This is a genomic window from Saccharothrix sp. HUAS TT1, from assembly GCF_040744945.1.
Lineage (GTDB): Bacteria > Actinomycetota > Actinomycetes > Mycobacteriales > Pseudonocardiaceae > Actinosynnema.
Map to the genome: position 1 here is coordinate 1,458,180 of NZ_CP160453.1, position 22,552 is coordinate 1,480,731.

Here is a 22,552-nt window from a genome sequence, read left to right on the forward strand (position 1 = left end):
TACCGCCACGTCGGCCCGGATACGATCGGTAGTAGAAGTCGACCGGGTCGGAGGGTTGCCGTGGGCCTCGTACAGCGCTTCGAGCGCCGTCTCGAAGGCATCGTCGGCAACACCTTCGCGCGTGTGTTCGGCGGCAACGTCGTCCCGCAGGAAGTGGCCCAGGCACTGCAGCGGGAGGCGGAGGGCAACATCCGCGAGTTGGCGGGTGGCAGGCTGCTCGCTCCGAACCACTTCCAGGTCCTGCTGGGTCCGCAGGACCACGATCGGCTTGCCGGGGACGGTCAGGATGAACTACGCATCACCCAGCTTCTGGGCGACTCCATCCGGGAGCACCTCGAAGAGAGCGGATGGGATACCTATGGTGACGTCGTAGTCTCCCTGGAGCGCTCCGACGCGCTGCACACGGGACAGTTCCGAACCAGCTCGTCCGTCGACCCCGACGTGAAAGTTGCCAGCCGACGGTCAGCACCACCTCGCACTGCAGGAGACGGATCCATGAGCCAGCCTCCCGGCTACGGACAAGGACAGGGCCAGCCCGCCTACGACCCCTATGCGCAGGGCGGCTACGGCCAGCAGCAGCAGGGCTACGACCAGCAGGGCTACGGCCAGCAGCCCGGCTACGACCAGCAGGGCTACGGCCAACAGCAGCAGCAGCAGCAGCAGCCCGGTTACGACCAGGGTTACGGCCAGCAGGGCTACGACCAGGGTTACGGCCAGCAGCAGCAGCAAGGCTACGACCAGGGTTACGGCCAGCAGCCCGGTTACGACCAGGGCTACGGCCAGCAGCAGCCCGGGTACGGCCAGCAGGGCTACGACCAGGGTTACGGCCAGCAGCCCGGTTACGACCAGGGCTACGGCCAGCAGGGCTACGGGCAGCAGCCCGGCTACGACCAGGGCTACGGCCAGCAGGGCTACGGCGACCCGGCCCAGGGCTACGCCCCGCCCGCGGTCCAGTCCGGCCCGCGCCAGCTGAACGCGACGCTGCACCTGGACGACGGCTCGAACCGCACCTACAACCTCAAGCAGGGCGGCAACGTGGTCGGCCGCGGCCAGGAAGCGGACTTCCGGCTCCCCGACACCGGGGTCTCCAGGAGGCACCTGGAGATCACCTGGGACGGGCACAGTGCCATGCTCGCTGATCTCGGTTCGACAAACGGCACCACGGTGAACGGCACACCAGTGCAGACTTGGCAGCTCGCGGAAGGCGACGTCGTCCGCATCGGCCACTCCTCGCTGGTCTACCGCACCCAGGGCTGACCAGTACATTCTGGGCGCGTCGATTCGGGCGTAGGCGTTACGGCACTCAAGTCAGGAGCGGTTACAACCGGTGCCAGAGCTGGTGATGCAGCTGACCAGAGCGGGTTTCCTCGTCCTGCTCTGGTTGTTCGTGTTGGCTGCGCTTCGAGTGGTCCGCTCCGACCTGTACGCGGCGTCGGGGCTGCGCGTCCCGACGCCGAAGTTCGGCAGGGGCGCCGCCAAGGCCGCCCGGGGCAACAAGGCTGCCCGGCAGCTCGTCGTGACGCACGGCGCGCTGGCGGGCACGCGCATCTCCCTGGACGGCAGGCCGATCATGATCGGCCGCGCGGACGACTCCACGCTCGTGCTGGACGACGACTTCGCGTCGACCAGGCACGCGCGGCTGTCGATGCGCGGCACGGACTGGTACGTGGAGGACTTGGGCTCCACCAACGGCACTTATCTCGACCGGGCGAAGGTCACGGCCCCCATCCGGGTCCCGCTCGGCTCCCCGATCCGAATTGGCAAAACGGTGATCGAGCTGCGCTCATGACCCTCGTCCTCCGATACGCGGCCCGCAGCGACCGGGGTCTGGTCCGTTCCAACAACCAGGACTCCGTGTACGCGGGCCCACGCCTGCTCGCGCTCGCCGACGGCATGGGCGGCCACGCCGCGGGCGAGGTCGCCAGCAAGGTCGTCATCGCCGCCCTGGCCCCGCTGGACGACGACGAGCCGGGCGACGACCTGCTCGGTCAGCTGCGCGACGCGGTGATCGCCGGCAACGGCGCCATCTCCGAGCTGGTGCAGAGCGACCCCGACCTGGACGGCATGGGCACCACGCTCACCGCCGTGCTGTTCGCGGGCACGCGGCTGGGCATGGTGCACATCGGCGACTCCCGCGCCTACATGCTGCGCAACGGCACGTTCACGCAGATCACGCACGACGACACGTTCGTCCAGTCGTTGATCGACGAGGGGCGGATCACCGAGGAGGAAGCGGCCACGCACCCGCAGCGCTCACTGCTGCTGCGCGCGTTGACCGGCCACGAGGTGGAGCCGAGGCTGATGGTGCGGGAGGCCCGGCCGGGCGACCGCTACCTGCTGTGCTCGGACGGCCTGTCCGGCGTGGTCAGCATGGAGACGCTGGAAGAGGCGATCCGCATCCCGGACCCGCAGGCGTGCGCGGACCGGATGATCGAGCTGGCGCTCAAGGGCGGCGGCCCGGACAACGTCACCGTCGTCATCGCCGACGTGGTCGACATCGACTTCGGGGACGACGCCCCGATAGTGGGCGGCGCGGCCGGCGACGGCAGCGAAGACCCACCACCCCCCGACTCGCCCGCCTCGCGGGCGAGTTCCATCACCGGGCCCCGGCCGCTCCCGCCGCGGGTCGAGCAGGCGCCGCCGCCGAACCCCCGGCGCGGTCGCGGCAACCGGCTCAAGGCGCTCGCCCTGGTGGTGTTCCTGCTCCTGCTGGTGGTCGCGGCCGGGCTGGGCACCCGCTGGTACGTGCTGCGCCAGTACTACGTCGGCACGGCGGACAACGGCGAGATCTCGGTGTTCCGGGGCGTCACCGGCAGCGTGTTCGGCTTCGACCTGCACCGCTGGGTCGAGGGCTCGTGCCCGCCGGGCGCGCAGGCGTGCGAGGCGATCACGGTGGACGACCTGAAGGTCGCCACCCGGGACGTGGTGCGCAACGGCATCACCGACGTGAACGGCCTGGAGGGCGCCCGGGAGGCGATCCGCAGGCTGCGCACCGAGCAGACGTTGCAGCTCTGCCCGAAGGACGACACCGGGACCACCCCGGGCACGTCCACTTCGGGCACGTCCACCGCGGGCACGACCACCACCGGGTCGCCCACCACGGCCGTTGACCCGTCGGCAGCCTCGACCGAGGCGCCGACGTCCACCACGGTGGAGGGAACACCCCTCCCCACGCCCGTGCAGAAGCCGGGCACGGATTGTCGAAAGGGCCAGTAGTCGCATGGGTTCGCCGGTCACCGGCGCTGAGGGCACACCGCTCGCGGCGGCGAGCAGCACGTCGCCCGGGTTGAAGCCGCCCACGCGACGCACCACCGAGCTGTTCATGCTCGCGTTCGCCGCCGTCCTGGTGACCGGCGCGCTGATCCTGGTGGAGGCCAACCAGGAGCAGGAGCTGAGCCTGCGCATCCTCTGGCTCGGGCTGGCGTACCTGGGGCTGCTGACCGTGGCGCACCTCGCGGTGCGCGCCTGGGCCCCCTACGCCGACCCGGTGATCCTGCCGTGCGTCGCGCTGCTCAACGGCCTCGGCCTGGTCATGATCCACCGGATCGACCTGGCCATGGCGGACGTGAAGCTGCCGAACAACCAGGTGTGGTCGTCCGCCGCGCCCAAGCAGGTGCTGTGGACGGCGATAGCGCTGGTGCTGTTCTGCACCGTGCTGAAGGTGCTGTCCGACCACCGCACGCTGGCCCGCTACGGCTACACGGCGGGTCTGCTCGGCCTGGTCGCGCTGGTGCTGCCGGGCGTGCTGCCGAGCTTCATCGCGCCGGAGATCAACGGCGCGAAGATCTGGCTGAGCTTCGGCGCGTTCTCCATCCAGCCGGGCGAGTTCGCGAAGATCCTGCTGATGGTGTTCTTCGCGGCGTTCCTGGTGTCGAAGCGGGACCTGTTCACCATCGCGGGCCGCCGGGTGCTCGGCCTGGACCTGCCGCGCGCCCGCGACCTCGGCCCGCTGATCGCGGCGTGGGCGGTCGGCGTGAGCATCATGGTCCTGCAGAAGGACCTGGGCAGCTCGCTGCTGTTCTTCGGCATCGTGCTGGTGCTGCTGTACGTGGCGACCGAGCGGGCCGCGTGGGTGGTGCTCGGCGTGCTGATGTTCTGCGTCGGCGCGTTCGTGGCGTGGAAGCTGTTCGGGCACGTGCAGATCCGGGTGCAGAACTGGCTGGACCCGTTCGCCGACCCGTCCGGCTCCGGCTACCAGATCGTGCAGTCGCTGTTCGGCCTCGGCACCGGCGCGCTGTTCGGCGCGGGCCTGGGCGGCGGCCGGCCGGACCAGATCCCGGAGGCCAACACCGACTTCATCACCGCGGTGATCGGCGAGGAGCTGGGCTTCGTCGGCCTGGCCGCGGTGCTGGTGATCTACACCGTGTTCGCCCTGCGCGGCCTGCGCAACGCCCTCGCGGTGCGGGACACGTTCGGCAAGCTGCTCGGCGGCGGCCTGGCGTTCGCGGTGGCGTTCCAGATCTTCATCGTGGTCGGCGGCGTGACGAAGCTGATCCCGATGACCGGCATCACGGCGCCGTTCCTGTCCTACGGCGGCTCGTCGCTGCTGGCCAACTACATCCTGGTCGCGCTGCTGCTGCGCATCTCGGACGCGGCCCGCGCGCCGAAGACGACGCCGAAGCCGCGACCGCAGCAGCCGGCCATCGCCGACCAGTTCACAGTGATGGTGGAGCGTCCGAAATGAACACACCGCTCCGCCGGGTCGGCCTCGCCATGATGGCGATGATCCTCCTGCTGTTGGGCAACGCCACGTACGTGCAGGTCATCAAGGCCGACGACTACCGCAAGAACCCGCTGAACCGGCGGGTGATCCTGGACCAGTACTCGCGCGAGCGCGGCCAGATCATCTCCGCCGACGACGTGCCGCTGGCGGGCGTGCAGCGGGTGGACGACCGGCTGCGGTACCTGCGCACCTACGCCAACGGGCCCGCGTTCGCGCCGGTGACCGGCTACTTCTCCACGCTGTACGGCGCGGGCGGCCTGGAGCGCGTCGAGGACGACCTGCTCAACGGCTCGGACGACCGGCTGTTCGCGCGCCGGTTGTCGGACCTGATCACCGGCCGCGACCCCAAGGGCGGCAGCCTCCAGCTGACCATCAACGCCAAGCTGCAGGAGGCGGCGTTCGCGCAGCTGCAGGGCGTGACCGGCACGGTGGTCGCGATCAGGCCGCAGACCGGCGAGATCCTGGCCATGGCGAGCACCCCGTCCTACGACCCGAACGTGCTGGCCAGCCACGACGTGGACGTGCAGGAGGAGGCGTGGGTCGGCTTCGACGCGGACGCGTCCAAGCCGATGCTCAACCGCGCGATCCACGAGAACTACCCGCCCGGCTCGACGTTCAAGCTGGTGGTGACGGCGGCGGCGCTGGCCGAGGGCAAGACCAAGGACAGCGAGGTCGACGGCCGGCCGGTGATCACGCTGCCGGGCACGAACACCCCGCTGCCGAACTTCAACGACACCAACTGCGGCAACGGCGTCACCGCGTCGCTGCAGGAAGCGCTGGCGAAGTCGTGCAACACGGCGTTCGCGGTGCTGGCCGCCGAGCTGGGCGTGGACAAGCTGCGCGACCAGGCGGCGCAGTTCGGCATCGGCGAGCAGGACCTGACGATCCCGCTGTCCGTGGTGCCCTCCGGGCTGGGCCCGATCCCGGACAAGCCGTCGATCTACCAGACGGGCATCGGCCAGAAGGACGTCCGGGTGACGCCGCTGGTCAACGCGATGATGGCGGCGACCATCGCCAACGGCGGCGTGCGGATGGAGCCGCACCTGGTCGGCAAGATCCTGGCGCCCGACCTCCAGGTGATCAGCGAGACCAAGCCGGACGAGGCGGGCGAGGCGATGGAGCCCGACCACGCCACCGCGCTGCGGGACATGATGATCGCCTCGGAGAACAACACCGGCGGCGGCGGCAAGCTCAGCGGCGTGACCATCGCGTCCAAGACGGGCACCGCCGAGCACGGTGACGACGTCCGCTCGACCAACCCGCACGCCTGGTACGTGGCGTTCGCGCCGGCCGAGGAACCGGAGATCGCGATCGCGGTCATCGTGGAGAACGGCGGCCAGCAGGGCCTGTCGGCCACCGGCGGCCGGGTCGCCGCCCCGATCGGCCGCGCGGTCATCGGCGCCTACCTCGGGGGACGCTGATGCTGACCTCCGGCCAGTTGCTCGCCGAGCGGTACCGCCTCAGCAAGCGGATCGCGGTCGGGGGCATGGGCGAGGTCTGGGAGGCGGACGACACCCGGTTGGACCGCAAGGTCGCGGTGAAGGTGCTGAAGGCGGAGCTGAGCGGCGACGCCGAGTTCCTGAACCGGTTCCGGATCGAGGCGCGGACCACCGCCTCGCTCAACCACCCGGGCATCGCCGCCGTGCACGACTACGGCGAGACCGCGTCGATCCCGGACGGGCCGGAGGACACCGCCTACCTGGTGATGGAGCTGGTCGAGGGCGAGCCGCTGGCGGCGATCATCGCGCGCGGCAGGCTCGGCCCGGACCGCACGCTCGACCTGCTGGAGCAGGCGGGCAACGCGCTGCAGGCCGCGCACGAGCGCGGGCTCGTGCACCGGGACGTGAAGCCGGGCAACATCCTGGTGACCCCGACCGGCACGGTGAAGATCACCGACTTCGGCATCGCGAAGGCCGCCGACGCCGCGCCGGTCACGCACAGCGGCATGGTGATGGGCACGGCCCACTACATCGCGCCGGAGCAGGCCCTCGGGCACGCCGCCGAGCCCGCGTCGGACGTGTACGCGCTGGCGGTGTGCGGCTACGAGTGCCTGACCGGGCACCGGCCGTTCCTGTCCGAGAACGCGGTGACGGTCGCGATGATGCACATCCGCGACATCGCGCCGCCGCTGCCGCCGGACGTGCCGCCCGGCCCGCGGGCGCTGATCGAGGCGACCCTGGTGAAGGACCCCCGGCAGCGGTACCGCAACGGCGGCGAGTTCGCGTCCGCGGTGGGCGCGGTGCGCGCGGGGCAGCCGCTGCCGGCGCCGTCCGGGCTCGCGATGGCGGTCGGCGCGCCGATGGGTCCGATGACGCCGCCGCCCACCCAGCGCGCCCATCCCGGCGTCCCGGTGACCCACCCCGGGTCCCGTCCGGGGATGCAACCCGTCCCACCAGGCATGAACACTCCGCACACGGGCGCTTTCCGTCCGTTGCCGCCGGGAGGCGGGCAACCGGGGCGCAATCGCGCCGTGCTGTGGGTTATGGTCGCTGTGCTGGTGGTCGCGCTGCTGGTGCTCGGCGTGGTCGTGCTGCGCTGGGTGGTCAAGGATGACGAGGTGCCCGGTGGGGCGAACCAGCAGGGCACCACGAGCGCCCGCCCGCTGGACGACTCGACCGACCGGCTGCCCGGCAAGCCGAAGGTGACGATCATGAAGTCCGACTACGTCGACCTGCCGGTGGACGAGGTCGCGAAGGAGCTCTCCGGGCACGGCCTGGAACCCGAGGTGCGCTCCGAGGACGGGGGCGCGCCGCGGGATCCGGAGCGGTGCCTGGTGTCGGACCTGGCGCCGGCCGGTGAGGTTGCGATCGGCTCACGGGTCACGGTGACGTGTGTGCCGACTTAACGCCGAAACGGTACGAACGCGAACGCAAGGCTTGATGGTGAGACCGTTGACGAGGAGCGGGACGAAGCACTGATGAGCACTCCGCGACTGCTCTCCAACCGCTACGAACTGGGTGAGACGCTCGGCTACGGCGGTATGTCGGAGGTGCACAAGGGCCGGGACGTCCGGCTCGGCCGCGACGTGGCCATCAAGGTGCTGCGCGCCGACCTCGCCCGGGACGCCCAGTTCCAGGAGCGGTTCCGTCGCGAGGCCCAGAACTCGGCGGCGCTGAACCACCCGGCCATCGTCGCGGTCTACGACACCGGTGAGACCCAGACCGAGTACGGCCCGCTGCCCTACATCGTGATGGAGTTCGTCGACGGCCGCACGCTGCGCGACATCGTCAAGACGCAGGGGCCGCTGTCGGGCAAGCGGGCGATGGAGGTCATGGCCGACGTGTCGGCCGCGCTGGACTTCAGCCACCGGCACGGCATCGTGCACCGGGACGTGAAGCCCGCGAACGTCATGATCACCCGGTCGGGCGCGGTCAAGGTGATGGACTTCGGCATCGCGCGCGCCGTGCACGACGGGCAGGCCGCGGTGACCCAGACCGCCGCCGTGATAGGGACCGCGCAGTACCTGTCGCCGGAGCAGGCCCGCGGCGAGGCGGTGGATGGCCGGTCCGACGTGTACGCGTCGGGCTGCGTGCTGTTCGAGCTGCTGACCGGCGAGCCGCCGTTCACCGGCGACTCGCCCGTGGCGGTGGCCTACCAGCACGTGCGCGAGGAGCCGAAGCCGCCGTCGTCGCTGAACCCGAAGGTGACGCCCGCGCTGGACTCGATCGTGCTGAAGGCGATGGCGAAGGGGCCGGCCAACCGGTACCAGTCGGCCGCCGAGATGCGCGCGGACCTGGTGCGCGTGCTGTCCGGCCAGCGCCCGTCGGCGCCCGCCGTGATGACCGCCGAGGACCGCACCGCGGTGCTCAACCAGACCTCCTCGCCGCGCACCGAGGTCGCCTCGACCGGCGGCGGCAGGCACCGGCCCGCGGCGCAGCGCGACGACCCGGACGAGTACGACCCCCTCACCGAGGAGGAAGAGGAGCGGCGCGCCCGGCGCAAGAAGACGATCATGATCGCCCTGGTCGTCCTGCTGTGCGTCGCCGTGCTGGCGCTGGCCACGTGGATCACCACCTCGCTGATGGGCGGCGACGACACCACCGCCGTCCCGGACAAGGTGAAGGTGCCGGTGCTGGTCGGCAAGGAGCAGTCGGCGGCGAACGCCGAGCTGCAGGCCAAGGAGCTCACCGGCGTGGTCGAGACGCTGCCGTGCCAGCCGGGGACGACGCCCACCTGCACCGCCGACCAGATCGGCAAGGTGATCTCGACCGACCCGCCGGCGAACAAGGAAGTGGACAAGCGCAGCACGGTCAGGCTGGTGATCGGCGCCGCCCCCGAGCCCGCGCCGGTGCCCGACGTCAAGGGCCTGAGCGCGACCGACGCGCAGAAGCGGCTGGAGGCCGAGAGCTGGATCTACCAGCAGGCCACCGAGACCACCGAGGTCGACGACCCGAACCTGGTCAACAAGGTCGTCGCGCAGTCGCCGAACGCCGGCATCACCGCGCCCAAGGGCAGCGCCATCACGGTGACGCTGGGCCGGGCGCCGGACACCGTGCAGCTGCCGGACGTGACCGGCCAGACGGTCGAGAACGCCAGGGCGACCCTGGAGGGCAACGGGTTCAAGGTGCAGACCAAGGACGTCGACAGCGCCGAGCCGCTGAACGAGGTCATCGCCCAGAACCCGCAGCCGGGCCGGTTCGAGAAGGGCGCGCTGGTCACGCTGAGCGTGTCGAAGAACAACCAGTTCAAGATGCCGGACCTGCGCGGGCTCACCGAGAACCAGGCCCGCAGCAAGCTCAGCCAGGCCGGGTGGACCGGCAACGACCTGACCGTCAGCGACCGGGAAGCGGTCAACGACATCAGCCAGAACGGCAAGATCCAGGACCAGGAGATCAAGGCCGACGCCCCGGTGGCCAAGAACGCGCGGATCAACGTGATCGTCGGCGAGTTCAAGGTGGGCGGCGGCGGGCCGACGACCACCAGGTAGCGCAACGGCGGAAGGCCCCCTCCACGATCGCGCGGAGGGGGCCTTCGTCGTCCCGGGCTACTTCGCGAGGGCCGCCGCGGCGAGCCGGCGCATCCCGTTCTCCAGCTGGGCGACGGTCGCCTCGGGCACCTCGAACCCGCACCCGGCGAGCCAGTTCGCCAGCATCCGGTGGCCGCCCTCGGTGAGCACGGACTCCGGGTGGAACTGGACGCCCTCGACCGGCAGCTCGCGGTGCCGCATGGCCATCACCACGCCGGACTCGGTGCGGCCGGTCACCTCGAACTCGGCCGGGATGGTGTCCGGCAGCACGGTCAGCGAGTGGTAGCGGGTCGCGGTGAACGGGCTCGGCACGCCCTTGAGCACGCCCCCGCCGTTGTGGTGCACCACGCTGGTCTTGCCGTGCAGCAGCTCCGGCGCGAGGTCGACCGTGCCGCCCCACACCGCGCCGATGGCCTGGTGGCCGAGGCACACGCCGAACACCGGGACGCCGTTGTCCGCGCAGTGGCGGATGACGTCCATGCTCCGGCCCGCCCGGTCCGGCGTGCTGGGGCCGGGGCTGACGAGGACGCCGCCGACCTCGCCGATCTCGTCCAGCTCGACGGCGTCGTTGCGCCGGACCACGCACTCGACCCCGAGCTGGGCCAGGTACTGGACGAGGTTGTAGACGAAGCTGTCGTAGTTGTCGACCACGAGCACGCGCATGCCGCCAGCGTAGCCGTGACGAACCTCTCGCCAGAAGTGAGGTGAGCCTCACCTAACCTTGAGGTATGACCCGATCCCTGCGCGTCGCCGTCGTCGGCGCCGGCCCCGCCGGCATCTACGCCGCCGACATCCTCACCAAGTCCGCGACCGAGACGGGGATCGACGTCGGCATCGACCTCTTCGAGCGGATGCCCGCGCCGTACGGCCTGATCAGGTACGGCGTGGCGCCGGACCACCCGCGCATCAAGGGCATCGTCAACGCCCTCCAGCGGGTGCTGGACCGGCCGGGGATCAGGTTCTTCGGCAACGTCGAGTACGGCGTGGACCTCAAGCTGGACGACCTGCGGCACTTCTACGACGCCGTCGTCTTCTCGACCGGCGCGGAGAAGGACCGGCCGCTGGACGTGCCGGGCATCGACCTCGACGGCTCGTACGGCGCGGCCGACTTCGTCTCCTGGTACGACGGCCACCCGGACGTGCCGCGCACCTGGCCGCTGCGGGCCCGCGAGGTCGCCGTGCTCGGCGTCGGCAACGTCGCGCTCGACGTCGCCCGCGTGCTGGCCAAGACCGCCGACGAGCTGCTGAGCACCGACATCCCCGACAACGTGCACGAGGGGTTGAGGTCGAGCCCGGTCACCGACGTGCACGTGTTCGGCCGCCGCGGCCCGGCGCAGGCCAAGTTCACCCCGCTGGAGCTGCGCGAACTCGACCACTCGCCCAACGTCGAGGTCGTCGTGCACCCCGAGGGCATCGACTTCGACGCCGCGAGCCTGGCCGCGATCCGGTCCAACAAGCAGGTCGAGATGGTGGTCCGGACGCTGCAGGAGTGGGCGATCCGCGACGTCGGCGACCGGCCGCGCCGGCTGCACCTGCACTTCCTCCAAGCGCCCGTCGAAGTGCTCGGGTCCGGCTCCGGCTCGGTGAGCGGGCTGCGCACCGAGCGGATGGAGCTGACCGGCGACGGCGGCGTGCGCGGCACCGGCGAGTTCACCGACTGGCCCGTGCAGGCCGTGTACCGGGCCGTCGGCTACCTGTCCACGCCCCTGGTCGACCTGCCGTTCGACCACGCCTCGGGCACCGTGCCGCACCTGGCGGGCCGGGTGCTCGACCTGGACGAGCGGGCCGTGCCCGGTGTCTACGTGACCGGGTGGGTCAAGCGCGGCCCGGTCGGCCTGATCGGCCACACCAAGGGCGACGCGCTGGAGACCGTGACCAGCCTGCTCGCCGACGCGCCGCTGCTGCCGACCGCGCCGAGCCGCGAGCCGGACTCGGTGGTCCGGTTCCTGGAGCAGCGCGCGGTGCCGTTCACCACCGTCGACGGGTGGCGGAAGCTGGACGCGCACGAGATCGCCCTCGGCGCCGCCCGCGGCCGCGACCGGGTCAAGGTCGTGGACCGGGCGGAGATGACCGGCATCTGCCGGTCCTAGTCCCCGCTGCCGGGCGCCCGGCCACCGGGCGCCCGGCTCACTGGGGCGTCGTCACGTTGTTGAACGGCAGCTTCGGCTCCGCCCACGGGAACACCACGAACATCAGCAGCGCCACCACCCCGGCCACGAGCACCAGCGCTTCCAGGACGCGCACGGGCAGCGGGCCGGGGAGGTGCCGCCAGATCCACCCGTACATCACTGCTCCTTCATCTCTTCGGGCACGAAACCGGGCGCCTTCGGGTAGCTCATCGTCAGCACCGAGTGCACGATCAGCCGCTGCTTGTCGGAGAACCGCGGGTGGCAGGTGGTCAGCGTCATCAACGCCGCCTGCTGCGCCACCGGCACCTCGCCGGCGAAGTGCGGCACGGGGTCGATCACCTCGCCCTGGGTGGGCAGCACGATCTCCTGGCCGACCGTCCTGTCGTAGGGGGCGCCGAGCGGCGAGACCTTCTCGCACTGGGGCGTGGCCTGCTTCTGCGCCCAGCCCGCCACCTCGCCCGCCTTCGGCAGCACCCGGTAGACGAACCACTGGGTCTGCGTCTCGACCACGATCGCGTCGCACGAGTTGAGCAGGTCGAGGTCGTTGAACGGCGCGCCCTTGCCGACCCGGTGTCCCGCCACCGAGAAGTTGCCCGGGTCGCCCGGCAGCGCGGTGCCCTTGTAGTGGCCGGGACCGATCTCCAGGTCCTTGTCCGTGGTGCCCTCGACGACGGAGAACTTGTAGTCCGGGCCGAACACCGGGATGTACATCTTGGCGAACGCCTGGCCGTCCAGCAGGTCGTACTGGGCCTGGCGCTCCTGGTCGACCTCGACGGTGTTCGAGCTCCACTGGTCGTCCAGCGCCTGGGTGGCGTCGTCCTGCTTGCCGGCCGAGATGAGGTCGGTGACGTACACCTCGTAGACCACGAAGAGCAGGATGACCAGGCCCATCGTGATCAGCAGCTCGCCGACGGTCCGGACGGCCTTGCGGGCGGTGCTGTCCGGTGGTGGCGGTGGCGGCTGGTCGTCCTCGTCGTCGTAGTAGTCGTCGTCCTCGTAGTACTCGTCTTCGTAGTCGTCGTGCTCGTCGTGCTCGTCGTCGGCCACGGGTGCGATGACCTCGGTGGGCGGGTCGACGGGTCGGGGGCGGCGGGGTGGGGCGGGTGGACGTGCGCCGGGCGGCGGCGGGAGGCTGCCGGAGAAGGCGTTGGTGTAGCGGGTGGCGTCGGCGTCCAGGGGTGCGCCGGGGTGGGGGCGCGGCCCGGGCCGGCCGTGGGGACCGGGCGACGGGGGTGGCTGCTGGGGTGGCTGCGGGAGTGGCGCGCCACCGAGCCGTGCGGCCACGTCGACGGGCGCGGGCCGGTTCGCCGGGTCCTCGGAGGGGTGGCGACGGGCTCCGGCCGGCGGGACGGGCTCGCGCGGGGCGGAGTCGTCGCGCAGCGCACGACGGCCGGGGGGCGGGTCGACCCGGACCGGCTCGACGTACACGGTCTCGGCGTGCAGGGTCTCGGCGTGCACGGTCCCGGCAGCCGACTCGACCGGCAGGTCGGCCCGGCGCGCCCGGCGGGCTGCCGGGGGCTCGCTCCGGACCGGCTCCGCGTACGGCGGCTCGACCGGCGGCGAGTCATCACGTCGAGCACGACGAGCCACCGGCGGTTCGGCCGGCGGGACGTCGTCATGCCGAATGCGGCGACCTGCCGGTGGCTCGACCTGTGGCTCGACCGGCGGCACGTCGTCGCGCCGGGCACGGCGACCCGCCGGCGGCTCGGCAGGCGACGTGGCCGGCGGCACGTCGTCCCTGCGCGCGCGACGCCCGGCCGGAGGCTCGACCGGCACGTCGTCCCGCCTCGCCCGGCGGCCGGCGGGCGGCTCGGCGACCGCCTCCGTGGGCGGCGCCACATCGTCCCGGCGGGCACGTCGACCACCCGCCGGCGGCTCGGCGCGGGGCCCGGGGTACTCCCCCGGACGGCTGAAACCGCCGGGAGGCGTCGCCGGCCGGTCCGAGTCGGCGGGACGCCCCACCGGTCGGTCGACACCGCCCGGAGGGGTGGGCGGGCGGCCGGAACCGGCGGGTGCCGCGGGCGGTCGCTCCGGACCGCCGGGGCGGCCCGCGGCCGGGTCGAAACCACCCGGCGGGGTCGTTGGCCTGCTGAAACCGCCCGGGGGCGTCGGCGGCCGGTGGCCCGGGACCGGTGGCTCGCCGGGTGTCCGGGGTGGCTGGGGCCTGGGGCGAGGCGGCCGGCCCGGCGGGCCGCCTTGCGGCGGGGGCGGGTCGTAGCTCACCGGAAAACCTCCCAAGCCGAACGTTCCAGAACTACACGGTGCTTCAGGGACCTGCTCGGTTACGTTAACGTGTTCATCCAGCAGTGGACGTGAACTCACGGCCACTGGAGGCCTATCCACCCGTCAGGCGAGGACAGCATGCCCAAGTCCAAGGTCCGCAAGAAGGCCGTCTACACGGCGCCTGCCGATCGCCGCACCCCGGTGAAGGTCAAGGCAGCGGGGCCGTCGCACCCCGTCTACATCGCCGTGATGCTCGGCATGATGCTGTTGGGGCTGGCGTGGCTGGTGGTCAACTACATCGCGGGTGACAAGATCCCGGTGATGATGGACCTCGGGTCCTGGAACTTCGGCATCGGGTTCGCCCTGATGATCGTCGGCCTTCTGATGACGATGAAGTGGCGCTGACCACTCACTACGCCAAGTGGCGGACGGCCCGGACGTGCACCACGTCCGGGCCGTTCCGCGTTACCCCGTAGTTCACCGGGTTCACCTCGCAGTCACCGAAGCACACAGCTGTAAGTCATCCCCAATGGGGACAACTCCTGTGGACAACTTTGCGCCAATTTGCACAAGCCCCGGTGGAGGGCTCCAGTTGTCCACAAGTACGGCAGACTCGAAAGCGTGAACCCACCGCGCACCTGGTCACCGCAACCGGGCATGGTCGGCCTCGCCTGGGGCCTGGCCGCCGTGTTCCTGCTGGTCACCATCCTCAGCTCGGCGACGACCAGTCGGGTGTTCCTCGGCCTCGCCACGCTCATGCTGCTCGCGCTGGGTGCTTACGGCGCCCTCGTACGCCCCAGGCTGCTGGTGGACGACTCGGGCCTGACCGTGCGCACCCTGTCCGGGGCGCGGCTGCTGCCGTGGCACGAGGTGAACGTGCGACTGGCCCGCACCCGCCGCCTCGGCCGCGAGACGGTCACCCTGGAGCTGGACTGGCGGCGCGGCGAGGACGAGGCGCTGTTCGTCCTCACCCCCATGGACCTGGGCACCGACCCGCGGGACGTGGCCGACGTCCTGCACGCCCTGCGCCCCTGATCCCGGCGCACCCGGACCCGGCCCGGCCGAAGTCGCGGGCGGCCGGGCCCGAAGCGCCCGTCAGAGCAGCTGCCCGGTCCGCACGATCGCCAGCACGACCAGCAGCACGACCGCGACCACCACGGCCGCCGCCTGCCAGTTGTTCCGCTTCGCGGCGGGCGCGTAGACCAGCCCGGCGGTCAGCGCCGCGCCGATCACCAGGCCGCCGAGGTGCCCGAGCAGCGAGATGCCCGGCAGGGTGAAGCTGAGCACGACGTTCAACCCGATCACGCCCAGCGCCGGCCCGGGGTTGAGCTTGAGCCGCAGCACGGCCACCAGCATCGCGCCCATCAGGCCGTACACCGCGCCGGACGCGCCGGCCACCACCGTGTGCACCCCGCCGAACAGGTACACCGCGACCCCGCCGCCCAGCAGCGACACCAGGTAGATCGCGGCGAACCGCAGCCTGCCGAACACCGGTTCCAGGTCACGGCCCAGCACGTACAGCGCGATCATGTTCAACGCCAGGTGCAGCGGCCCGAAGTGCAGGAACCCGGACGTCAGCAGCCGCCACCACTCGCCGTCGACCGCGATGTAGGGCGTGTACAGCACCAACTCGCCGAACAGCGGCGACGCCTGGTTGCGCGACAGGCTGCCCGCCTGCGCCGCGGTGATCGCGAACACCAGCACGTTCAGCGCCAGCAGCACCGGAGTGACCACCATGCGCTGGTTGACCTCGGCGCCGACGAACGTGCGCGGCCGGCGCACGGTGGCCCGGCCCTCGTTCACGCAGTCGACGCACTGGTAGCCGACGGACGCCTCGCGCAGGCACTCCGGGCACGCCGGCCGGTCGCAGCGGACGCACCGCAGCCCGGTGGCCCGATCGGGGTGGCGCGCGCAGACCGGCAGGTCTGGCCGCGCTCCGATCGGCTCACCGGGCGGCGGGGAGATCGGCGAGTCGGCCACTCAGGCCCGCTCCACCGAGACCTTCTGGATCACCACGTCGGTGACCGGGCGGTCGTTGGCGCCGGTCGGCGCCTTGCCGATCGCGTCGACGACGTTGCGCGACTCCTGGTCCGCGACCTCGCCGAAGATCGTGTGCTTGAAGTTCAGCCACGTGGTCGGCGCGACCGTGATGAAGAACTGCGAGCCGTTGCTGTTGGGCCCGGCGTTCGCCATCGCCAGCAGGTAGGGCTTGTTGAACTGCAGCTCGGGGTGGAACTCGTCGGCGAACTTGTAACCCGGGCCGCCTCGGCCGGTGCCGGTGGGGTCGCCGCCCTGGAGCATGAAGCCCGCGATCACCCGGTGGAAGATCGCACCGTCGTAGAACGGACCGGACGACTCGCCCTTGGCGTTGGACTCGGTGTAGCCCTTCGTGCCCTCGGCCAGGCCGACGAAGTTGGCCACCGTCTTGGGGGCGTGGTCGGGGAAGAGGGTGATGCGGATGTCGCCCTGCGAGGTGTGCAGGGTCGCCGTCACCTTGGTCCCGACGAACGATTCGTTGCTGTCTGCCACACACCCATCGTGCCATCACCGGGCGACGTGGTTGGGGAAGGGGCACGATGGGTATTGCCTGTGCGTGACTGACCGACAGCTTCTGGAGCGCGATATGGATGAGGTAGACGCCATGACCCGGGCCGGGGAGTCGGTCGGCAAGGCGGTGCGGGCAGTGCGCCGCAGCGCCGTCCGCGCTGGTCACGTCGGTGCGGACGCGGCTGTTCAACTCGCGGAGCGCGCCGAGGGCAAGCTCGCCGAGCGTGGCGTCACCAGGGACTACGTCCGCGGTGTCGTCGCCGACAAGGCGGGTGCGCTGGTGGAGAGGGCCGAGGAGTACGAGAAGTCCACCCGGCGCGGTCGCAAGCAGCTCGCGAAGCGGGCCAAGGGGGTCCGCAAGGACCTCGCCAAGGCCGCCGAGCGGGCGCGCAAGGAGGCCAAGGTGCGGGCCAAGCAGGCGCGCAAGGAGCTGGCGGCGGCCAAGCACCCCAAGAGCCGTCGCTGGCCGTGGGTGCTCGGCGTGTTCGCCGCCGCCGCGGTGGCGGGCTACCTCGCGCTGACCAAGCGCCCGCAGGAGGTCCGGCTGGAGGAGGAGGACGTGCGGCCCACGCCCGACTCCACCGGGACGACCGACGCGGCCACCGGCTCGACCACCGACCCGGTGCGCCCGCACGCGGCCCGCAACGGCCAGGTCTCCGACCAGCACAGCCGCAGCTGACCGGAACGCAGCACTTCGCGCCCGTCCCGCACCGGTGACGGGCGCGAAGTCTCGCCCTCCTACAGGCCCAGGTTGCCGACCACGGTCTCGGCGATCCGGCGGGCCTTGATCGTCTGCTTCTGGTTGCTGGTCACGACCACCGCCTTGCCGTCCTTGGCGACCGCGTAGACCGCGCCGGCGTCGGTGGTGAGCGACCCGCCGGCCCACCCCGCGGGCGCCGTCGCCGGGCTCGACCCGGAGACCGGCGCGGCCCGGTCGACCACGGCCTTCGCGGTGGCGGGCTCGCCGGTGAACACCCAGACGGACAGCTGCACGTCAGTGGCGTCGGCGTAGAAGAAGCACGCCGGGTCGGGTTGGTCCGCGGACAACCGCACCTTCCGCACCAGCTGCCCGTTCGCCTCCTGCACCGCGGTGGAGGCGAGGTAGGGGCACTGGCCGTCGGTGGCGGGCTCCGGCGCGGCGGGCGGCCCGGCGGGCGCCGTCGTCGTTGTCGTCGTCACAACCGCGCTGGTGGGACCGGTCGTGGGTCCCGCCAGGGGTTCGGCGCCGCCGCAGGCGGTCAGCGCGCCGACGACCAGCAGGGATGGCAGGGCGGTGAGCAGCACTCGGTTCATAGGGGCGCCAGTCAATCAGATGAGTGACAGCGAATCGACACGGTGACCATCTAGGCACGTAACGTCATCCCCGTTAGCTTTGTCCTCACCCTGCCGGCCGCCCCTGCAATGTGAGGACAGAGTCAAGATGAACATCTTTGACCGCGGTCGAGACCATGCCATCGCTGTGTTCCGGATCGTCGTGGGCGTGTTCTTCATGTGCCACGGCGCGCAGAAGCTCTTCGGCGTGCTGGGGTCCAAGGGTGCCGTGTCGATCACCGACTGGCCGTCCGGCCCGGCCGGTCTGATCGAGTTCGTCGGTGGCGCGCTGATCGCCATCGGTCTCGGCACCCGGACCGCCGCGCTGATCTCATCCGGTGCGATGGCCTACGCGTACTTCGTCGTCCACCAGCCCGCCGGGCTCCTGCCCATCCAGAACAAGGGCGAACTGGCCGCGGTGTACGCGTGGGTGTTCCTGCTGCTGGCGTTCACCGGTCCCGGCGCTTGGGCCGTCGACAAGGTGATCGCCTCCCGCAAGCGGGAACCCGTGCTGGTCAACGCATAGCAGCGGCACAACGAGGGCCCGCACCCAGCGGCATTGGGTGCGGGCCCTCACTTGTTGCCGATCCGCGAACGCGACCCGAAGCTCACTCGCCTTCGGCCCGCCCGCCCAGTAAAACACGCCGTCGAAACTCTTACGCCCCTGAACCGCTCAACCCGACCACCGCGCTGGGGGGTCCGAGGGGCACGCCCCTCCGGGCGGGGCCTGGGGGTCGCACCCCGCAAACACGACGAGCGAGGCGGCCGACGCTTTCCGTCGGCACACCTCGCTCGCAGCGAGTGGAGACGAGGGGAATCGAACCCCTAACCCCCGCCTTGCAAAGGCGGTGCTCTGCCAATTGAGCTACGTCCCCTCACGGGGGCGGCAGGCGAACCGCCCTCGCGGGTCAGTCGGTGGGAGCGGTGGCCTCGCGCCACAGGTCCGCGTCGGCCTTCGCCGAGCGGTTGCGCTTGACGAAGAACAGAACCGCACCAGCGACTGCGACAAGTGCGATGATCTTCTTCACGGCGATTCCCCTCTGCAACACCTGTGAACTTCCGGTGGGCCTAGGAGGACTCGAACCTCCGACCTCTTCGTTATCAGCGAAGCGCTCTAACCGTCTGAGCTATAGGCCCTCGGGGCAACGACGGCAAGACTACAGCACCTCCCGTCGCCGCCCCAAATCGGCTGGTCGTAGATCACTCCCGCTCGGACAAGGTCACTTCCAGACCGCCCGCGAGGTCGGCCGAGACGTTGTAGACGAACGAGCCGACCGTCGCCAGCGCGGTGAACAGCACGATGTTCACCGCGCCCACGATCGCCGCCACGCCGAACACGCGACCGGCGCTGATCAGCGGGTCACCGCTGGGCTCGTTGCCCTGGAGCAGGTCGTTCGCGGTGTTGTTGATCTTGTCCCAGACGCCCATGCCGTTCAGCACGCCGTACAGCACGCCGACCGCCACCAGCCACACGAAGAACAGCGCCACGCTCAGCACCAGCGCCAGCTTCAGCACCGACCACGGGTCGACCCGCTTCACCTGCAGGCTCGCCCGCCGCGGCCCGCGACCCGGGCGGCGCGACGTCGGCGCCGAGGCCGCCGGCCGGCCGTTCGGCCCGCCCAGGTTCACCTGCGTCCGGGCCGAGCCCTGACCGGCCAGCGCGGACCGGGGCACCGCCACCGTGTCCGGGTCGCTGGCCGGGTACGCGGGCTGCGGCTCGTCCGCCGCCGGCTGGTCCGGCGACGACACGAGGTCGGCCGGGCCGACCTCCTGCACCTCGCCGTACCGGGTGTCGCTCGTCACGCGCTGCCACGGCGGCGGCGCGGCGGCAGCGTGCTCGCCGTCGACGGCCGACCGGTCGACCTTCTGGGTCGCGGCGTCGGCCGCCGTCGCGCCGGCCGCGGGCGTCTCGGGCTGCTCGGACGCCCCCGAGGCGTCGACCGCCGGCTTCTCGGCGCCGCTCGGCGCGGCGTCGGCCGCCGGTTTCGGCTCCTTGCCGGGCCGGGTGATCACCGCGGTCTTGTCCTCTTGCTTCTCGGGTGGAGTCACGAGCAGTCCTCAACCTCTCGTTCGCGCTAGTTGGCAGGCTCGGCCTGGTCCCCGTCGGCGGAGTCGACGAGCCGATCCCCGTCACCACTGGTGACGTCCGCGGGCTCGTCGGCGTTGCGCGCCACCGCGATCAGGGTGGTCCCCTCACCGAGGTTCATCAACCGGACGCCCTTCGTCTGCCGCCCTGCCTTGCGCACCTCCTTGGCGCTGGTCCTGATGACCCCGCCCGAAGAGGTGATCGCGTACAGCTCGTCGTCTACGTCGACGATGAGCGCGCCGACCAGCCTGCCACGCCTGCGGTCGTGCTGGATGGTGAGCACACCCTTGCCACCACGACCCTGGACGGGGTAGTCCTCGATCGGCGTGCGCTTGGCGTACCCGCCGTCGGTGGCGACCAAAACAAACAGACCCTCTTGGACGACACCCATCGACAGCAGCTCGTCACCGGTGTTGAACCGCATGCCCAGCACGCCGGACGTGGCCCGGCCCATCGGGCGCAGCGCCTCGTCGCTGGCGTGGAACCGGATCGACTGGCCGTCGGCGGAGATCAGCTGCAGGTCGTCCTGCGCCGAGCACAGCACCGCGCCCACCAGCTCGTCGTCGTCGCGCAGGTTGATGCCGATCAGGCCGCCGGACCGGTTCGAGTCGAAGTCGGACAGCTTCGACTTCTTGACCAGGCCCTTCTTGGTGGCCAGCACCAGGTACGGCGCCACGTCGTAGTTCTTGATCTGGATGACCTGGGCGATCTCCTCCTCCGGCTGGAACGCCAGGAGGTTCGCCACGTGCTGGCCGCGCGCGTTGCGGTTGGCCTCGGGCAGCTCGTACGCCTTCGCCCGGTACACCCGGCCCTTGTTGGTGAAGAACAGGATCCAGTCGTGCGTGGAGCACACGAAGAAGTGCTGCACGATGTCGTCCTGCTTGAGCTGGGCGCCCTGGACGCCCTTGCCGCCGCGCTTCTGCGACCGGTACAGGTCGGTCTTCGTGCGCTTCGCGTAACCCGTCCGCGTGATCGTGACGACGACGTCCTCGACCGCGATCAGGTCTTCCATCGACACGTCGCCGTCGAACGGCACGATCTTCGTCCGCCGGTCGTCGCCGTGCTTGTCCACGATCGCCGCCAGCTCCTCGCGCACGATCGCGCGCTGCCGCTCCGGCTTGGCCAGGATGTCCTGGTAGTCGGCGATCTCCAGCTCGATCTCGGCCAGCTGGTCGACGATCTTCTGCCGCTCCAGGGCGGCCAGCCGGCGCAGCTGCATCTCCAGGACCGCGTTGGCCTGGACGTCGTCGACGTCCAGCAGCTCCATCAGGCCGGTGCGCGCCACCTCCGGCGTCTGCGACCGGCGGATCAGCGCGATCACCTCGTCCAGGTGGTCGAGCGCCTTGACCAGGCCGCGCAGGACGTGCGCTCGCTCCTCGGCCTTGCGCAGCCGGAAGCGGGTGCGCCGGACGATGACCTCGATCTGGTGCTTCACGTAGTGCCGGATCATCTGGTCCAGGCGCAACGTGCGCGGCACGCCGTCGACCAGCGACAGCATGTTCACGCCGAACGAGTACTGCAGCTGGGTGTGCTTGTAGAGGTTGTTCAGCACCACCTTGGCCACCGCGTCGCGCTTGAGCGTGACCACGATGCGCATGCCCGAGCGGCGGTTGGACTCGTCGGCGATGTTCGCGATGCCGACCAGCTTCTGGTCCCGGACCAGGGTGGCGATGTTCTCCACCAGGTTGTCCGGGTTCACCTGGTAGGGCAGCTCGGTGACGACCAGGATCGTGCGGCCCTTGGCGTCCTCGTCGATCTCCACGACCGCGCGCATCTTCACCGAGCCGCGACCGGTGCGGTAGGCGTCCTCGATGCCGGCGGTGCCCAGGATCTGCCCGTAGGTCGGGAAGTCGGGCCCCTTGACCCGCTGGATGACCGCTTCCAGCGTCTCCTCGTCGGGGGCGTCGGGGTTGTCCAGCGCCCAGAACACCCCGTCCGCGACCTCGCGCAGGTTGTGCGGCGGGATGTTCGTCGCCATCCCGACCGCGATGCCCGAGCTGCCGTTGATGAGCAGGTTGGGCACGCGCGACGGCAGGACCGTCGGCTCCTGGATGCGGCCGTCGTAGTTGTCGCGGAAGTCGACCGTGTCTTCCTCGATGTCGGCCAGCATCTGCATGGCCAGCGGCGTGAGCCGGCACTCGGTGTAGCGCATCGCGGCTGCCGGGTCGTTGCCCTGGGAGCCGAAGTTGCCCTGGCCGTCGATCATCGGGTAGCGCATCGACCACGGCTGGGCGAGGCGGACCAGGGCGTCGTAGATCGCGGAGTCGCCGTGGGGGTGGTAGTTGCCCATCACGTCGCCGACCACGCGGGCGCACTTGTTGTAGCTGCGGTCCGGGCGGAAGCCCGAGTCGAACATCGAGTACAGCACGCGCACGTGCACGGGCTTCAGGCCGTCGCGCACGTCGGGCAGGGCTCGTCCGACGATCACGCTCATCGCGTAGTCGATGTACGAGTTCTGCATCTCCTGCTGGATGTCGCGCGGCTCGGTGCGGTCTCCACCGGCCGGGGGCAGCGTCGTCTCGCTCACAGTTCTACTTCCTTAAAACAGGCACACGGGCACGCCGGCG

20 protein-coding genes, 2 tRNA genes and 1 pseudogene are annotated in these 22,552 nt (G+C 71.0%); 12 read left to right on the plus strand and 11 right to left on the minus strand.

Annotated features, from left to right (window positions below; all coding sequences use genetic code 11):
• Positions 1-60: 60 nt before the first annotated feature.
• The 7 genes from AB0F89_RS07185 (at position 61) to pknB (ending at position 9,650) form a co-directional block, all read left to right on the plus strand.
• Positions 61-1,257 carry a DUF3662 and FHA domain-containing protein gene (locus tag AB0F89_RS07185; protein WP_367133808.1) on the plus strand — a complete coding sequence of 399 codons (1,197 nt, stop codon included), beginning with the start codon at positions 61-63 and terminating at the stop codon, positions 1,255-1,257.
• Positions 1,258-1,327: 70 nt separating this feature from the next.
• Positions 1,328-1,789, plus strand: a complete 462-nt coding sequence (locus AB0F89_RS07190; protein ID WP_367133810.1) for an FHA domain-containing protein — start codon at positions 1,328-1,330, stop codon at positions 1,787-1,789.
• A complete protein-coding gene (locus AB0F89_RS07195) occupies positions 1,786-3,216 on the plus strand; it encodes a PP2C family serine/threonine-protein phosphatase (protein ID WP_367133812.1) in 1,431 nt (476 codons plus the stop codon). Before AB0F89_RS07190 ends, AB0F89_RS07195 begins: the two co-directional genes overlap by 4 nt.
• A 4-nt stretch (positions 3,217-3,220) precedes the next feature.
• Entirely contained in the window at positions 3,221-4,684 is a 1,464-nt protein-coding gene (locus AB0F89_RS07200; RefSeq protein ID WP_367133814.1) for an FtsW/RodA/SpoVE family cell cycle protein, read from the plus strand.
• Entirely contained in the window at positions 4,681-6,144 is a 1,464-nt protein-coding gene (locus AB0F89_RS07205) for a peptidoglycan D,D-transpeptidase FtsI family protein (RefSeq protein WP_367133816.1), read from the plus strand. The genes AB0F89_RS07200 and AB0F89_RS07205 overlap by 4 nt, the downstream gene beginning before the upstream one ends.
• On the plus strand, positions 6,144-7,568 hold the full coding sequence (locus AB0F89_RS07210; RefSeq protein ID WP_367133818.1) for a serine/threonine-protein kinase: 1,425 nt from the start codon (positions 6,144-6,146) through the stop codon (positions 7,566-7,568). Before AB0F89_RS07205 ends, AB0F89_RS07210 begins: the two co-directional genes overlap by 1 nt.
• A gap of 72 nt (positions 7,569-7,640) precedes the next feature.
• On the plus strand, positions 7,641-9,650 hold the full coding sequence (gene pknB / locus AB0F89_RS07215; RefSeq protein WP_367133821.1) for a Stk1 family PASTA domain-containing Ser/Thr kinase: 2,010 nt from the start codon (positions 7,641-7,643) through the stop codon (positions 9,648-9,650).
• Positions 9,651-9,707: 57 nt separating this feature from the next.
• Here the strand turns inward: pknB and AB0F89_RS07220 are convergent, their stop codons facing one another.
• Positions 9,708-10,352, minus strand: a complete 645-nt coding sequence (locus AB0F89_RS07220) for an aminodeoxychorismate/anthranilate synthase component II (protein ID WP_367133823.1) — start codon at positions 10,350-10,352, stop codon at positions 9,708-9,710.
• A 65-nt stretch (positions 10,353-10,417) separates the two neighbouring features.
• Between AB0F89_RS07220 and AB0F89_RS07225 the strand changes: the two genes are divergently transcribed.
• The gene (locus tag AB0F89_RS07225) at positions 10,418-11,779 is read left to right on the plus strand and encodes an FAD-dependent oxidoreductase (RefSeq protein ID WP_367133825.1); all 1,362 of its coding nucleotides are present in this window, start codon (positions 10,418-10,420) and stop codon (positions 11,777-11,779) included.
• Positions 11,780-11,816: 37 nt separating this feature from the next.
• On the opposite strand, the gene AB0F89_RS07230 is transcribed toward AB0F89_RS07225, so the two are convergent.
• Together AB0F89_RS07230 and AB0F89_RS07235 are read right to left on the minus strand one after the other, a co-directional pair.
• On the minus strand, positions 11,817-11,975 hold the full coding sequence (locus AB0F89_RS07230) for a hypothetical protein (RefSeq protein ID WP_170185175.1): 159 nt from the start codon (positions 11,973-11,975) through the stop codon (positions 11,817-11,819).
• Positions 11,975-13,657: a class E sortase gene (locus tag AB0F89_RS07235; protein WP_367133828.1), complete on the minus strand. Its 1,683-nt coding sequence runs from the start codon at positions 13,655-13,657 to the stop codon at positions 11,975-11,977. Before AB0F89_RS07235 ends, AB0F89_RS07230 begins: the two co-directional genes overlap by 1 nt.
• 522 nt (positions 13,658-14,179) lie before the next feature.
• Between AB0F89_RS07235 and crgA the strand changes: the two genes are divergently transcribed.
• Positions 14,180-14,446, plus strand: coding sequence for a cell division protein CrgA (crgA, locus tag AB0F89_RS07240; protein ID WP_367133830.1), 267 nt, complete (start codon positions 14,180-14,182; stop codon positions 14,444-14,446).
• Positions 14,447-14,662: 216 nt separating this feature from the next.
• Complete coding sequence (locus tag AB0F89_RS07245) at positions 14,663-15,076, plus strand: PH domain-containing protein (protein ID WP_367133832.1); 414 nt, start codon at positions 14,663-14,665, stop codon at positions 15,074-15,076.
• A 60-nt stretch (positions 15,077-15,136) separates the two neighbouring features.
• Here the strand turns inward: AB0F89_RS07245 and AB0F89_RS07250 are convergent, their stop codons facing one another.
• Together AB0F89_RS07250 and AB0F89_RS07255 are read right to left on the minus strand one after the other, a co-directional pair.
• Positions 15,137-16,021, minus strand: a complete 885-nt coding sequence (locus AB0F89_RS07250) for a rhomboid family intramembrane serine protease (RefSeq protein WP_367133834.1) — start codon at positions 16,019-16,021, stop codon at positions 15,137-15,139.
• A complete protein-coding gene (locus AB0F89_RS07255) occupies positions 16,022-16,570 on the minus strand; it encodes a peptidylprolyl isomerase (RefSeq protein ID WP_367133836.1) in 549 nt (182 codons plus the stop codon).
• A gap of 94 nt (positions 16,571-16,664) precedes the next feature.
• On the opposite strand from AB0F89_RS07255, the gene AB0F89_RS07260 reads away from it, so the two are divergent.
• On the plus strand, positions 16,665-17,267 hold the full coding sequence (locus AB0F89_RS07260) for a hypothetical protein (RefSeq protein ID WP_367133837.1): 603 nt from the start codon (positions 16,665-16,667) through the stop codon (positions 17,265-17,267).
• 59 nt (positions 17,268-17,326) lie between these two features.
• Here the strand turns inward: AB0F89_RS07260 and AB0F89_RS07265 are convergent, their stop codons facing one another.
• Positions 17,327-17,881 carry a DUF2020 domain-containing protein gene (locus tag AB0F89_RS07265; protein ID WP_367133839.1) on the minus strand — a complete coding sequence of 185 codons (555 nt, stop codon included), beginning with the start codon at positions 17,879-17,881 and terminating at the stop codon, positions 17,327-17,329.
• Positions 17,882-18,008: 127 nt separating this feature from the next.
• On the opposite strand from AB0F89_RS07265, the gene AB0F89_RS07270 reads away from it, so the two are divergent.
• On the plus strand, positions 18,009-18,425 hold the full coding sequence (locus AB0F89_RS07270; protein ID WP_367133841.1) for a DoxX family protein: 417 nt from the start codon (positions 18,009-18,011) through the stop codon (positions 18,423-18,425).
• Between the two features lie 276 nt (positions 18,426-18,701).
• Here AB0F89_RS07270 and AB0F89_RS07275 read toward each other — a convergent pair.
• From AB0F89_RS07275 to gyrA, 5 genes and pseudogenes are all read right to left on the minus strand, one after another.
• Positions 18,702-18,774: transfer RNA gene (locus tag AB0F89_RS07275), tRNA-Ala, on the minus strand.
• Positions 18,775-18,810: 36 nt separating this feature from the next.
• A pseudogene (locus AB0F89_RS07280) lies at positions 18,811-18,927 on the minus strand (DLW-39 family protein); the annotation flags it as partial.
• A 35-nt stretch (positions 18,928-18,962) separates the two neighbouring features.
• Positions 18,963-19,036, minus strand: a tRNA-Ile gene (locus AB0F89_RS07285).
• Positions 19,037-19,099: 63 nt separating this feature from the next.
• Positions 19,100-19,948 carry a DUF3566 domain-containing protein gene (locus AB0F89_RS07290; RefSeq protein ID WP_367133843.1) on the minus strand — a complete coding sequence of 283 codons (849 nt, stop codon included), beginning with the start codon at positions 19,946-19,948 and terminating at the stop codon, positions 19,100-19,102.
• Positions 19,949-19,974: 26 nt separating this feature from the next.
• Positions 19,975-22,512: a DNA gyrase subunit A gene (gene gyrA, locus AB0F89_RS07295; RefSeq protein ID WP_367133845.1), complete on the minus strand. Its 2,538-nt coding sequence runs from the start codon at positions 22,510-22,512 to the stop codon at positions 19,975-19,977.
• Between the last annotated feature and the right edge of the window lie 40 nt (positions 22,513-22,552).

Excerpts from the sequence above, each read along its gene's own strand:
- AB0F89_RS07200 (WP_367133814.1), top strand. The coding sequence starts at position 3,221 with ATGGGTTCGCCGGTCACCGGCGCTGAGGGCACACCGCTCGCGGCGGCG.
- AB0F89_RS07210 (WP_367133818.1), top strand. The coding sequence starts at position 6,144 with ATGCTGACCTCCGGCCAGTTGCTCGCCGAGCGGTACCGCCTCAGCAAG.
- crgA (WP_367133830.1), top strand. The coding sequence starts at position 14,180 with ATGCCCAAGTCCAAGGTCCGCAAGAAGGCCGTCTACACGGCGCCTGCC.
- AB0F89_RS07260 (WP_367133837.1), top strand. The coding sequence starts at position 16,665 with ATGGATGAGGTAGACGCCATGACCCGGGCCGGGGAGTCGGTCGGCAAG.
- AB0F89_RS07195 (WP_367133812.1), top strand. The coding sequence starts at position 1,786 with ATGACCCTCGTCCTCCGATACGCGGCCCGCAGCGACCGGGGTCTGGTC.
- AB0F89_RS07225 (WP_367133825.1), top strand. The coding sequence starts at position 10,418 with ATGACCCGATCCCTGCGCGTCGCCGTCGTCGGCGCCGGCCCCGCCGGC.
- pknB (WP_367133821.1), top strand. The coding sequence starts at position 7,641 with ATGAGCACTCCGCGACTGCTCTCCAACCGCTACGAACTGGGTGAGACG.
- AB0F89_RS07270 (WP_367133841.1), top strand. The coding sequence starts at position 18,009 with ATGAACATCTTTGACCGCGGTCGAGACCATGCCATCGCTGTGTTCCGG.
- AB0F89_RS07220 (WP_367133823.1), bottom strand. The coding sequence starts at position 10,352 with ATGCGCGTGCTCGTGGTCGACAACTACGACAGCTTCGTCTACAACCTC.
- AB0F89_RS07205 (WP_367133816.1), top strand. The coding sequence starts at position 4,681 with ATGAACACACCGCTCCGCCGGGTCGGCCTCGCCATGATGGCGATGATC.
- AB0F89_RS07265 (WP_367133839.1), bottom strand. The coding sequence starts at position 17,881 with ATGAACCGAGTGCTGCTCACCGCCCTGCCATCCCTGCTGGTCGTCGGC.
- AB0F89_RS07230 (WP_170185175.1), bottom strand. The coding sequence starts at position 11,975 with ATGTACGGGTGGATCTGGCGGCACCTCCCCGGCCCGCTGCCCGTGCGC.